The 12,817-nt window shown below is 64.5% G+C and carries 11 protein-coding genes and 1 pseudogene; 8 read left to right on the forward strand and 4 right to left on the reverse strand.

Annotated features, from left to right (window positions below; all coding sequences use genetic code 11):
- On the forward strand, positions 1 to 436 hold a 436-nt coding region (locus tag JJL56_RS31755; protein ID WP_211112026.1), incomplete at its 5' end, for a major capsid protein.
- 153 nt (positions 437 to 589) lie between these two features.
- Positions 590 to 713 (forward strand): annotated as a pseudogene (locus JJL56_RS34165) (IS3 family transposase); the annotation flags it as partial.
- A gap of 48 nt (positions 714 to 761) precedes the next feature.
- Here JJL56_RS34165 and JJL56_RS31760 read toward each other — a convergent pair.
- From JJL56_RS31760 to JJL56_RS31770, 3 genes are read right to left on the reverse strand one after another with little or no spacing between them, the layout of a single operon-like run.
- On the reverse strand, positions 762 to 2,096 hold the full coding sequence (locus tag JJL56_RS31760; RefSeq protein WP_200487777.1) for an HlyD family type I secretion periplasmic adaptor subunit: 1,335 nt from the start codon (positions 2,094 to 2,096) through the stop codon (positions 762 to 764).
- Between the two features lie 9 nt (positions 2,097 to 2,105).
- Positions 2,106 to 3,878 (reverse strand): type I secretion system permease/ATPase, encoded by a 1,773-nt coding sequence (locus JJL56_RS31765; RefSeq protein WP_200487778.1) that lies wholly within the window; start codon positions 3,876 to 3,878, stop codon positions 2,106 to 2,108.
- Positions 3,879 to 3,912: 34 nt separating this feature from the next.
- A complete protein-coding gene (locus tag JJL56_RS31770) occupies positions 3,913 to 4,917 on the reverse strand; it encodes a hypothetical protein (RefSeq protein ID WP_200487779.1) in 1,005 nt (334 codons plus the stop codon).
- Between the two features lie 495 nt (positions 4,918 to 5,412).
- Between JJL56_RS31770 and JJL56_RS31775 the strand changes: the two genes are divergently transcribed.
- Together JJL56_RS31775 and JJL56_RS31780 are read left to right on the forward strand one after the other, a co-directional pair.
- Positions 5,413 to 6,102, forward strand: a complete 690-nt coding sequence (locus JJL56_RS31775) for a calcium-binding protein (protein WP_200487780.1) — start codon at positions 5,413 to 5,415, stop codon at positions 6,100 to 6,102.
- Between the two features lie 65 nt (positions 6,103 to 6,167).
- Complete coding sequence (locus JJL56_RS31780; RefSeq protein WP_200487781.1) at positions 6,168 to 7,379, forward strand: glycosyltransferase family 4 protein; 1,212 nt, start codon at positions 6,168 to 6,170, stop codon at positions 7,377 to 7,379.
- A 99-nt stretch (positions 7,380 to 7,478) separates the two neighbouring features.
- On the opposite strand, the gene JJL56_RS31785 is transcribed toward JJL56_RS31780, so the two are convergent.
- Entirely contained in the window at positions 7,479 to 8,114 is a 636-nt protein-coding gene (locus JJL56_RS31785) for a recombinase family protein (protein ID WP_200487782.1), read from the reverse strand.
- Between the two features lie 99 nt (positions 8,115 to 8,213).
- On the opposite strand from JJL56_RS31785, the gene JJL56_RS31790 reads away from it, so the two are divergent.
- From JJL56_RS31790 to JJL56_RS31805, 4 genes are all read left to right on the forward strand, one after another.
- Positions 8,214 to 11,186: a Tn3 family transposase gene (locus tag JJL56_RS31790; protein WP_200487783.1), complete on the forward strand. Its 2,973-nt coding sequence runs from the start codon at positions 8,214 to 8,216 to the stop codon at positions 11,184 to 11,186.
- Positions 11,187 to 11,241: 55 nt separating this feature from the next.
- On the forward strand, positions 11,242 to 11,439 hold the full coding sequence (locus JJL56_RS31795) for a hypothetical protein (RefSeq protein WP_200487784.1): 198 nt from the start codon (positions 11,242 to 11,244) through the stop codon (positions 11,437 to 11,439).
- A 6-nt stretch (positions 11,440 to 11,445) separates the two neighbouring features.
- Positions 11,446 to 11,922: a hypothetical protein gene (locus JJL56_RS31800; RefSeq protein ID WP_200487785.1), complete on the forward strand. Its 477-nt coding sequence runs from the start codon at positions 11,446 to 11,448 to the stop codon at positions 11,920 to 11,922.
- Positions 11,923 to 11,985: 63 nt separating this feature from the next.
- Positions 11,986 to 12,579, forward strand: a complete 594-nt coding sequence (locus JJL56_RS31805) for a hypothetical protein (protein ID WP_200487786.1) — start codon at positions 11,986 to 11,988, stop codon at positions 12,577 to 12,579.
- The last annotated feature ends 238 nt before the right edge of the window (positions 12,580 to 12,817 follow it).

Here is a 12,817-nt window from a genome sequence, read left to right on the forward strand (position 1 = left end):
TCGCTTCAACAGCCGCCGCTCTCGTACCGTGACGGCACACCGTGGAATTCGCCAACAGTGTCAGTCCGGCTCCGACCCCATCGGCGTCATCTCGAAGTACAAGGACCGGGTGGCCGAGCAGACCGGCTACGAACCGAACACCCTGACGCTGGGCAGGGCGACCAAGCGCGTGCTGAAGCAGCACCCCGACATCATCGGCAAGATCCAGTACACCCAGAAGGGCATCATCACCGATGCGCTCCTGGCCGAGCTGTTCGAGGTGGAGCGCATCCTGACGCCCTCGGCGATCTACAACACCGCGAAGGAGGGGGCCACCGACAACCTGACCTTCATCGTGGACAGCAAGTGCATGCTGCTGTCTTACGGGTCCGTTCAAGATACGTGTAGAAAGTGGTCACAAGGGCACTTCGAAGGGAAGGGGGCCGTGTTACGGTGAATGCGCGCGGTAATTCTGGCGCGAAGGCGCCTTCTACGTCTACGCGCGAGTGCCCTCAGTTGGTTGACGTGTGGGTCGCAGAAGCGCGGCGACCGGGTTAAGCCGTCGTCGGGGCGAGAGCGTTTCGCTTGCGCATGGCCTCTCCGGCCAGCTCGATCCAATATCGGAGTAGCGCGCTGCAAGGTGGCCCGCCTGATGCGGCATATGGGTCTGAAAGGGGCGATGTGCGGCAAGAGCGGTGCGGACCATGATCAACGATCGGACTGCGCCTTTACCACGCGGCGTGAAGGCCCCCAGAATTGCGACGGCCTCATCGCTTCGCTTGTCACTCTTCGCGGAAGGCCTTCCGGAAACTGTCCGCGACCGGCTGCGCCAGATAGCGCAACAGCGTCCTTTCGCCGGTGACAATCAGCGTTTCCGCGGGCATGCCCGGCAGAAGATGCACGTCCTTCAGCGCCGCAAGCTGCGTCGTGTCCACCGCCACACGAGCTTGATAATAAGGCTGCCCGGTGCGCTCGTCGGTCACCGCATCAGCCGACACGCGCAAAACCGTGCCGTCGACCTGCGGCATGGTGCGGCTTTTGAACGCGCTCAACACCACCTTGGCCGGCAATCCGGCATGCACCACGTCGATGTCGGTCGGGCTCACCCGGGTCTCGATCACCAAACGGTCGTCGAGCGGTACGAGGTCGAGGATCGTCTCGCCGGGCGCAACCACAGCCCCCGATGCGAAATGGCGTAGGTTCATCACAGCCCCGGCTTCCGGCGCCAAAACGTCGCGCCGCCCCTGGCGGATGGTCGCGGCGGCCAGCTTTTCCTCCGCCTCCGCACGGCGGGTCTGCACGTCACGCAGTTCGATGGCGACCTCGCTCCGGCGGTCGGCGTGCATTCCCAGAATCTCCAGCTCCGCCTGGGCAATTCCCTCCCGCGCCTGGGCGATGCGATTGGCGAGATCGCCCTGAATTCCCTCCAGTTCCACCGCCTGCCGCATCAGGGCGAGCAGACGCGGCTTGCGCTCCAGCCCCTTGGCGACCATTTCGGCCACCGCCGTGGTTTCTTCCCGAATGAGGGCGAGCTGCTGCACCCCGGCCTTGCGTTGCGCCTCCAGACCGGCGATCTGTGCCTCCAACTGAGCGATGCGCTGCCGAGTAACGATGGTTCGTCCGTCCAGGCTGGCGCGACGGCTGGCAAAGATCCGCTCCTGCCCGCCGATGATCTCGGCCACCGTTGAATCGGCTCCCTTTCCGGCCAGAAGCGCTGGAAGCGTCACGCCGGCGGCCCCGTCGCGCTCCGCGAGCAGCCGCGCCTCCTGGGCCAGCAGCGCCCAGAGCTGGCCTTCCAGCAGGGTCACCGTGGAACGCGTCTCCAAATCGTCGAGCCGCATCAACGGCTGCCCGGCGACCACCCGATCGCCGTCGCGCACCAGGATCTCCACGACGATGCCGCCCTCCAGATGCTGGACGGACTTGCGGTTGCTGTCGGCGGTGATGATGCCCGGCGCCACGGCGGCGCTGGCGAGCGGAACGAGTGCCGCCCAAGCGCCGAAGCCGCCGAAGCCGGCGGCGGTGAGCGCCAGCCCGGCGGCGATGAAGCGCCCAACCGGCGGCCGCGGCGGCAGAGCACCTGATGGCGGAACGTTGGCCGGCGCAAGATTGGTCATTCCGGATCGTCACTCCACCGGCTGAAGCATGGGCGATTGGGAAGCGGGCGGGTGCGCCGCGCTGGCTTGGGCGGCACGCGCCGGTCCGGTGGCTCCGCCGGGAACCGGTTGCAGGGACCGGCGCTTGAGCGCTTCCAGCACCTCGGCACGGGGGCCGGACGCTTCCACCCGGCCATTACGCAAGGCGACGATCCGATCGACCTGGGTCAGGGTGCTGGGCCGGTGGCCGATCACGATCACACAGGCGCCCCGCTCCTTCAATGCGGCAATGGCGCGGTTCAGGGCATGCTCGCCCTCGGCATCCAGGCTGGCGTTGGGCTCGTCCAAAACCACCAGTCTCGGATCGCCGTAGAGCGCGCGGGCCAGGGCGATCCGCTGACGCTGGCCCCCGGACAGAAAGGTTCCACCGTCGCCGACCTCGGTGTCGTAGCCCTGGGGGAGACGCAGGATCATCGCATGGCAATCGGCCAGCCGCGCCGCCTCCACAACCGCCTGTGGATCGGAATGCCCCAGCCGGGCGATGTTCTCCGCCACCGTGCCGGCGAACAACTCCACATCCTGTGGCAGATAGCCGATATGTCGCCCAACGTCGTCGCGCCGCCATTGGAACAGATCGGCGCCGTCCAGTCGAACCACGCCGCCCAACGGCGGATGAAGCCCCACCAGCAACCGGGCCAGCGTCGATTTGCCCGCCGCCGACGGGCCGATGATCGCCAGAGCCTCGCCAGGCCGTGCTTCGAAGGACACATTGCTCAGCACGGGCCTTCCCTGGCCGCCGACGCGGAAAGCCACGCTCTGCACGCTCAACAGCCCGGTCGGCGCCGGCAGGGGCAGACCGGCAGGACGCCGCATCGGCCGTTCGAAGAAGGCGGACAGCCTGCGCAAGGCGTCGCGACCGGCGCCGATCTGTCTCCAGCCGCCGATGGCCTGTTCCACCGGGGCGAGCGCCCGGCCGACCACCAGTGATGCCGCCATCATGGAACCGGCGCCCATCTCATGGCGCACCACGAGCCACGCGCCGACGCCGAGCATGGCCACCTGCACCATCTGGCGCAGATACTTGGTGGTGTTCAGCAGGGCCGCCCCGCGTCGGTGGGCGTTCTCCTGCAGGTCGAGTGCATGACTGTGATCGCGCTCCCACCGGCGGGTCAGGCCGGGCAGCAGATGCATGGCATCCACGGCTTCGGCGTTGCGCATCGCGGCCTCGGCGGTTGCCATCGCGCGGATGCCGGCTTTGGAAGCCTCGCCCAGGCTGGCGCGGGTGGCGCGGTCGTTGATCAGGGCCAGAGCAAACAGCAGCAGCGCGGAAACAACCGAAACATGCCCCAGCACCGGGTGCAGCGCGTAGATCAGCGCCAGGTAGACCGGCACCCACGGCGCGTCGAACAGAAAGGTCATCCCGTTGCCAAGTACCCCGCGCACCGTCCCGAGGTCCCGCAGAATCTCGGCGCGCTGTCCCTGGCCGGTCAGTGCGCCATCCACCATGCGCTCCAGCATCGGCGGACCGAGCCCGCGTTCCAGCCAGTCGCCCAGTATGCTGAGCGCACGCGACCGCACATAGTCGAGCGCACTCAGCAGAGCGAGCGCTCCGGCGGCGATGAGCGACAGAAACAGCAGCGTCGGCAGGCTGCCCGACGACAGAACGCGGTCATAGACCTGCATCATGTAGAGCGACGAGGTCAGCATGAGCAGGTTGATCAGCAGGCTGAACCCGGCCACCCACAGCAGGGGAGGCCGGCAGCGCGCAAAAACGCCCGCGAGGAAGGGAGCCGCCGGATTCACGCGCGCCCCTCCTCCATCAATGACCGGCCGACCATCAGACGGACGTCGTTCCGTCGGTCTTGCCCTTGCCGGACCCAGCCTTCAGAGCTTCAAGCAGACCGCTGCTCAGAGCGTCGCGGGTGCCTGCATGCTCGCCGGACAGGGAACCCAGAACGCCGGCGTTTCCGGTCTTCTGCGTGCCGGATGCCAAGGCGGATTGCAGCATGGAGAGCGCCGCCTGGGCGTTTCCGGGATCATCCTTGGGCTTGGCGGCCCCGGTGTCCTGTGCCGAAGCGGTCGCCTGTGCCGTCGCCGGCGCCGCAGCCGTGTTGCTCGCGGCGACGGTGGTGGAAGCCTCCGGGGCGGCCGGAGGAGTGGCGGCGGCCGGCGGATCTTCCGGAGCCTTGGCCCCGGCCTTCCGTCCGACACCGGGAATATCGACGGTCGCCGCGAAGTTCTCGAAAGCGTTTCCGTAGACCTGCTTGTTGAAGCCCAGTTCCTGGAGCTTCTGCGCCGCCGCGTTTCCCTTCTCCGAAAAGGCCTCGGTGAAACCGTCTTCGGAAATCATAGAGGCCATGGCCGAGTTGAAGCCCTTCACGTTCTTCGCAAAGCCCACTTCCAGCGACGATGAGCCACTGATCGCCGCCCGTTCCTCATTGATCGCGGCGAGTTCGGCGTCGAACTTTTCCTGGGCCGGGCGCAACCCCTCCTGCATCTGCTCCATGGAGAGTTCGCCGCGTTCCTGCGCCTTTTGCAACCCGGCGAAGGCTTGGCCGAACGCCTCGCGCGCGGCGCCCATCCGTTCGTTCAGCGCCCTTTGCTTGTCCAGCATGGACCCCGAAGCCGTTAGACGTTCTGCATCCTCCTGATCGCGCGGTCGTTCGCGGCCATAGCGCGTGGCGGTGGCGTTCGTCGCCATCGCACGCAGCCCGAGAACGGCATCTTCGGCGCTGATGCGGCCGGAACTCACAAGGTTCTCAAGCGCTCCACGTGCCTTCGAGTCAAGGTTATTGAAAGCATCCGCGGCAACGCCGGAGAGTGCCTGGCCGAGCTTGCTCACCGATACACTGTCCGTTGCGGCGCCTGATGCTTGGAAGACTCCGGCACTTGACGCCGTACTCTGCGTCTTCCACTGGACAGATCCTGAGGACGACAAAGCACTAAGCGGAGATGTCTGGGTGATCATTGTGGCGCACTCCCAATCAAAATGAGAATTTTGGCGCTGATTGCCAAACGGCACCAGTATCTTCCGCGAATGAGTAAAAATATCATTAAAACTCCACCGTTCCCTAAATTAAAACACAATTCCTTAGGCATCTAATCATTAAAGTTAGAAATCTAATTATTTGTCTGCGAATATTCATGTAAAGCTGGATTTCCTATTTTTATTAATACAATGCACACATACGTAGCTTCAGCGCATATCAGCGTATAAAGCATATGTTGTTATGCACTATATTTTTTATGGTCTTCGCACTGTTTCTTATTGACTCATGATATATGTATTGAATTAGCATTCGCGCGTCGAACGAAACGCCACTGAATGGAGATAATAATGGCGACATATTACGGTGATGCATACGCAAATAATCTCGGCCCGTACAGCGGTCCGAACACGATTTATGGAGGTGCGGGCAACGATACGATTTACGGCTACACCGACAACGATCGGCTGTCCGGAGACGATGGAGACGACCAGATCACCGGTTGGTTCGGGAACGACACCATCTTCGGTGGCAACGGCAACGACTTTCTGGATGGATGGGACAACGACGACATCATCTATGGCGAAGCCGGGAACGACACGATTTACGGTGGCGAAAATGCCGATACCATAAATGGCGGTGCCGGGGACGATTACATTTACGGTGACTACGACATCGAACTCGGCCAGGATGTATTGACGGGCGGTGCCGGCAACGACACGATCGAGGGCGGTTCCGATAACGATTTCTACATCTTCAATTTCGGCACGGACGGGCAGGATTATTACTACGACTCGCAGGGCAGCTACGACACGGTCCGCGTCAATGGCGTGACCAACATCTCCCAGCTCACGATCACGTCTGCGGCGAACTACGGCGGCAGCGCCAACAACCTCGTCATTCATAAGGACGGCACGCTCGCCGAATATGTGCAGATTCACGACTTCTTCAGCGGCGGCGGTTACGGGGCTGGTTACATCGAGTATCTCGATGTGAATGGATCGGTCTTCTGGCTCAGCAATTACATCGACGCCGTGTAAGCCGAATTTGATATGGTCGGGAAGCAACTCTTCCCGACCGTCATTCACCTTGATTTTTAAAGCCCATGAAAATCACCTTTATCCATCAGAATTTTCCTGGCCAATATAAGCACTTGGCACGCGCGCTCGCGTCAGATCCGTCCAATCGCGTCGTTTTCATTTCCCGTCGCTCCGATCGTGATATTCCAGGCGTCCGGAGATTGACCTACGGGCTGCGGCGCACGGGCAATCCGCAAACCCATCCGTATCTGCGCTCCGCCGAAAACGCTGTCCTGCACGGACAGGACGTTGCCCGCGTCTTGTTATCGATGAGCAAGGAAGGCTTCGTTCCGGACGTCATCGTCGGCCATCCCGGTTGGGGCGAGACGCTGTTCGTGAAAGACGTTCTACCGGACGTTCCATATTTGAATTACTGCGAATTTTACTATCGCACTCAGGGGCAGGATTTTGGTTTTGATCCCATCTATCCATGCAGCCTTGATACCAAACTGAGCCTGCGTACGCGCAATACCCCGCTCCTCCTGGCTCTGGAATCCTGCGACCGCGGAATCGCTCCGACCGAATGGCAGCGAAGCACGCATCCTGAAGCGTTGCAGTCGAAGATCGAAACCATCCACGATGGTGTTGATACCGCGGCCCTGTGTCCCGACCCGATGGCGCGCTTCACCTTGCCGGACGGCCGCGTGCTGGTTCCCGGCGACCCCGTGATCACCTACGCCGCCCGCAACCTGGAGCCCTACCGCGGCTTTCCCAGCTTTCTGCGGGCCGTCCCGCATATTCTCGATGCTCGGCCCGATGCCACCATCCTGATCATCGGCGGAGACGAAACCAGTTACGGCGCTCGCCCCCGGGACGGCGGCAATTGGCGCGAATCAATGCTCAAGGAGGTGCCGGTTGACTTGACGCGCGTGATCTTCCTAGGTCACCTGCCCTATGACCGCTTTCTGGCTGCGATTGGGGTATCGCAGGTTCATGTCTATCTGACCTACCCCTTTGTCCTGTCCTGGTCGATGCTGGAGGTCATGGCGCTCGGCCGCGTCGTGGTCGGCTCCGACACGGCACCGGTGCGCGAAATTATTCGGCACGGTGAGAACGGCCTATTGGCCGACTTCTTTGCCCCAGAGGCTATTGCCAACCGGGTGTTGGATGTGCTGACTGATCCTGCCGCCTTCGCTCCCTTGGGCCATGCCGCCCGACAAACGGTACTTGATCGCTACGCCCTCCCCGATTGCCTTACCCGGCAGACTCGTCTGATTCGCGACATGGCTAACCGATAGCTAAACTCAGGGAAAGCATGCAGAAGTTTGGGGGTCGTCAGGTGGATCGGCGGATTATGAGTCGGTCCAAGATACGCGCAAGATACGTGTAAAAAGTGGTCACAAGGCGGTTGGGCGTTCCGAGCGGATGCGTTTGGTGATCTCTCCGACGACGCCTCGGCTGGCCTTGCCGCCGATTTTTTCGTGGATCTGCCGGATGCTGAGGTCGGTTGAGGCGGCAAGCGCCTCGATCTCGGCGACCACCGCTCGGCGGATCGGCGGACGCCCCAGGTGTTTGCCTCGGGCTTTGGCGGCCTTCATGCCGGCGGTGACGCGCTCGCTGATCAGCGCGGATTCCAGTTCGGCCATGGCCCCGATGATGGTGAACATGGCCCGGCCCGCAGGGCTGTCGGTGTCGACCTGATCCTGGACGCTGATGAAGCGCACGCCGAGGTGCCGGAACTCCTCCAGCGCCATCAGCAGGTGGCGCGTGCTGCGGGCGAAGCGGTCGAACTTCCAGACGAGCACACAGTCGAGCTCACGCTTTCGCGCAGCGGCCATCAGCGCGTTCAGCTGCGGGCGTCCTTCGTGACGGCCGGACACAGCGACATCACAGTAGTCGCCGACGATGACCAGACCGGCCCGCTCGGCGTAGCCGCGCAACCCGTCGTATTGCAGGTCCGGCTTCTGATCGGCGGTCGAGACGCGCAGGTACAGCGCGGTGCGGCGGCCAGGGGGCATGACGATTTTGTCCAACAAGGCATTCCTTTGCGGACAGAGAATCGATACTCCCTATCCCCTTGAAATTCTAACCGCCTTTTCGCCCCTCCGGCGTCCCCTTTTCCGGACACCCTGATGACGGCCATGGACCGCACCGCTTACCCGCGCCCAGGGGAGCGATTGACGCGCGAGGAACTGCAGACCCGGTATGACTTGAGCGAGGCGGATCATGCCTTCCTTCGGGCCGCCGCCCGCGGCGAGGCAGGCCGCCTGACGCTGGCGACGATCCTGAAGACACGCCTTGACCTCGGGGTCTTTCCGGCGCTCGCGGAGGTCGATGCCGGCATCGTCACGCATTTGGCCAGGCAGCTCGGTTTGACGGCTCCGCCGCCTCTCTTGCCCGAGGACACCGGGAAGAGCACCCTTTACCGCTACCGGGCGGCGGTTCGCGCCCATCTCGGGGTCGCGTCCTATCCCGATGCCGGAGAGGTCCTGGTCACGAACGCCGTGCTCGCAGCGGCCGAAACCATGAGCGACCCCGCCGACCTGATCAATCGGGCCATCGAGGCGCTGCGCGACGCGCGGATCGACTTGCCGGCGTTCAGCACCCTCGACCGGCTGGTCAACCACCTGCGCGGCCGGGTTCACGAGCGGATGTACGAGCGGGTCGCGGCGCGGCTGTCGGCGGAAAGCATGGCGGCGCTCGACACGTTGCTGACCGTGCCTCCCGATGGAACCACTACGCCCTTCACCCGCCTCAAGCAGACGCCCGGGCCGGCGCGTTTGGAAACCATCGCCCTTTGGACTGACCGCCTCGGCTGGCTGATCGGTCTGCCCGACCCCGGGGCGCTGCTGGAGGGGATTTCCCACACCAAGCTCCGCCAGTTCGCGGCGGAAGCCGCCGCCCTGGAACCCGGTGAGCTTCTGGACATGAGCCAGCGGGGCAAGCGGCACACCCTGCTGCTCAGCCTGATCCGCCAGGCCCGCACCCGCTGCCGCGACGAGTTGATCGAGATGCTGATCCGCCGCGTTCGGCGCACCCAGGCGGCGGCCAAGGAGAGGCTTGCCGCTCTCCAGGACGAGAACCGCGAACTCGAAGAGCGATTGATCGGCCTTTTCGGACGCGTGCTCGCCACGGCGAAAACCGAGAAAGCCGACGCCGCCTTTGGACACCACGTCCGGACCCTGCTGACCGAGCAAGGCGGCATCGACCGCCTCACCGAGCAGTGCGAGACCGTCACCGCCTGGCACGGCAACAACGACCTGCCGTTGCTCTGGCCCATCCATGCCCGCACCCGCAGCTTGCTGTTCCGTCTGGTCGACCTGATGGACATCCGGTCCGCGACCCAGGATCGCAGCCTGTTGGACGCGTTGGCGATGGTGGCGGAGCACCGCCAGTCGCGCCGCGACGACCTGCCGAACGACCTCGACCTCGGCTTTGCCTCGCAGCGGTGGCGCAGCTTCGTCGTCAAACGCGGTTCGGGGAGTCCGGCCATCGACCGGCGCGCCCTGGAGGTCTGCGTCTTCATTCACCTGGCCGATGCTCTTCAGGCCGGGGATGTGTACGTCGTCGGTGCCGAGGCGTTCGCCGACTACCGCGATCAGCTGCTGCCCTGGCCGGAGTGCGCGCCACGGCTGGCCGCCTACTGCCGTCTCCTGAACATGCCGGAAAGCGCCGAGGCATTCGTTGCCCGGCTGAAGGACGAGTTGACCCAAACCGCCGCCGATGTGGACGCCGGCTTCCCCGACAACACCGAGCTGTCGCTCGACGCCGACGGCACGCCCCACCTGAAAAAGCCGCGGGCGGCCCGCGAGCCGGACGGCCTGGCGGACTTCGAACGGGAGATCCGCGCCCGCATGCCCGAACGCCATCTGCTCGACATTCTCAAGCACACCGAGCACTGGAGCGGCTATACCCGCCACTTCGGCCCGCCGTCCGGATCCGACCCCAAGCTGGCCAATGCCGTGCGGCGCTATCTCTTCGCCGTCTTCGGCTACGGTTGCAACCTCGGTCCCGTCCAGACCGCCCGCCATGCGCCCGACATCGCCACCGCGCCGGCGCTGCGCCGGATCAACGCCCAGCACATCGACGCCGACAAGCTGGAGGCGGCGATGGCCGACGTGATCGGCCAATACACCCGCTTCGGCCTGCCGCGCTGTTGGGGCGACGGCCGGGCGGCGATCGCCGACGGCACGCACGTGAAGCTGCGCGAGAACAACCTGCTCGGTTCCCGCCACATCCGGTATGGCGGCTACGGCGGCATCGCCTACCACCACATCGCCGACAGCTACATCGCGCTGTTCACCACCTTCATTCCCTGCGGCGTCTGGGAGGCGGTCCACATCCTCGACGCCCTTTTGAAGAATCGATCGGTCCTGCAGCCGGATATCCTCCATGCCGATACCCAGGGGCAAAGCGAGCCTGTCTTCGGTCTGTGCCGCCTTTTGGGCATCACGCTGATGCCGCGCATGCGCAGTTGGGCCGACGTCGCCTTCTACCGCCCGGACAACGCCGTCCGATATCAGCACATCGACGCTCTGTTCAGCCGCGAGATCGACTGGGCGCTGATCACCAAGCATTGGCCGGACATGATGCAGGTGGCGCTCTCGATCCAGGCCGGCCGGGTCCTGCCGTCGATGCTGCTGCGCAAGCTCGGCACCTACAGCCGGAAGAACCGCCTGTCCCGGGCGTTCCGCGAACTGGGCCGGGTCGAGCGCACGCTCTTTCTTTTACGCTTCATCTCCAACGCGGACATCCGCCGGAGCATCCACGCCGAGACGACCAAGATCGAGTCCTACAACGACTTTCTCGACTGGGTGTCCTTCGGCGGACCGGTGATCAAGAGCGGTGATCCGGTCGAGCAGGACAAGCAGCTCAAATACGCCAGCCTCGTCGCCAACACGATCATGCTGTCCAACGTCACCGACCTGACCACGGTTCTCTCCTCCATGGCCGCGGACGGCATCGCCGTCACCCCGGACCTCGTTGCCCGCCTCAGCCCCTACACGCGCGAGCATGTCCGCCGCTTCGGCCAGTACATCCTCGACATGAACGACCTACCGGGGCCGCTCAATCCAATGCCTCTTCCCTTCGAAGTGCCCTTGTGACCTATTTTTACACGTATCTTGGACGGACCCGTCTTACGCCGCGAAGGAGCCGGCCATGGAGGAGCCCTCCGGCGGCTACACCTTCGCCTGGACCGGCCTGCTGCCGGGCGCCACGGCGGATTGGGGCGGGGTGATCCAGCGTGGCCGCGAGGAGCGCCATCACTCCGACTACATCGAGGCACGCGCCGCCTACGACATCAAGCTGGTCTGCCCGGATGTCGGCGTCTTCTTCTCCGACGTGGTGAGCGACTAATCCGGAATGCCGTACGTCGCATCAAAGCGGCTGCGTTGGGGTGACGGGTTCATCGAAATTGGTGAACCCGTCCCCGACAACGAGCCGGGCCGCCGTTACGACCTCATGGTTCGGAACGGCGAAATCGTCGGCGCCCCGTCGAAAGCCAGTCTGCCCATCGGCGGGGCCGCCATTCAGGAAATCAGCAACATCGAGGGGAGCGGGCTCCCGCCGATCGACCTGGAGAATACTACGAAGCGGGATCTGCTGACGTGGCTCACCAAGGCCACTGGCAAGGAGCCGGGGCCGGCCACAAAGGAGGAGACGCTTCGCACCCGCGTGACGGAGATCCTCGCGGCCCAGGCGGGGCCATCCTCTGACGGTGGGCCATCTGAGGAGCAGGATGCTGGAGGCGACAGCGAAAGCCCGCCTCAGCGTCTCTCCGAGACCGCCAGCAGCATCGCGTCCGCCGCGGAGCCGAACATCGAACGCAACGGCACCTGATCCGTCTGCAAACGCGGCCCCCTCACCGGGGCCGCGCCTTCTTCTGTTCAGGGGACCGCCGCTATGACCACCCGCCTTCTCCGCCGGGTCGCGCAGATCGCGGCCAAGGCCCTGCCCGCTGCTGGCGCCGCCTACGACCTGACGCTCCACCGGCAACAGGATGGAGGGAGCGCCAGGATCGACGGCTCGTTCGCAACGGGCGCGACCAGCATCAACCTGAAGGACGTGCCGGCTTCCATCCCCGACTTGGCGACCGGCGCCACGTTCCGGATCGGCGCCTCCGCGACCACCTACACGGTGACGAACAGCACCACGACGGCGGCCGGCAAGCTGGCCGGTGTGGAGTTCGCCCCTCCCCTCCTCTCCGCCCCGGTCAATGGCGGCTCCGTCGAGTTCGCCGCCCGCGTGGTCACGCATCCATGCAAGGGCCTGGTGACCGGCTACTCGGATCACGTCATCGCCGGGGGCATTGTCCGCGCCACCGACAAGCGGGCCATCATCCTGGGCGCCACCCTGCCGGACGGTGTCAGGCCCCGGCCCGGCGACCGGATCACGACCCCAGAGGGCATCATCAGCATCGTGCCCGCAGGGACTACTGGCGCTCCTCCGGTGCAGTCCGATCCTGCCGGCGCGGCCTACGAGTGCCGCTGCGCCTGATCGGCACCCCGCTCTCCACATTCCGGTTTTTCCCATGACTGACTTGACATTCCCGTTCTTCACAGAGGCGGCGTCCTACGATGTCCGCCGCTCCGGCTCCGTGAGCCGCCTTTCCACCCTCGGCCAGCCGTTCCTCGAGGTGCATGGGTGTCGAGTAGCAGTGGAACGGAAAACCTAGCCCGGATAATTCACCGAAGCTGAAGCTGGGGGTGGCGGGCGCGAGGTTAAGCCGCTGAGT

This window comes from Azospirillum aestuarii, assembly GCF_016632405.1.
GTDB classification, from domain to species: domain Bacteria; phylum Pseudomonadota; class Alphaproteobacteria; order Azospirillales; family Azospirillaceae; genus Azospirillum; species Azospirillum aestuarii.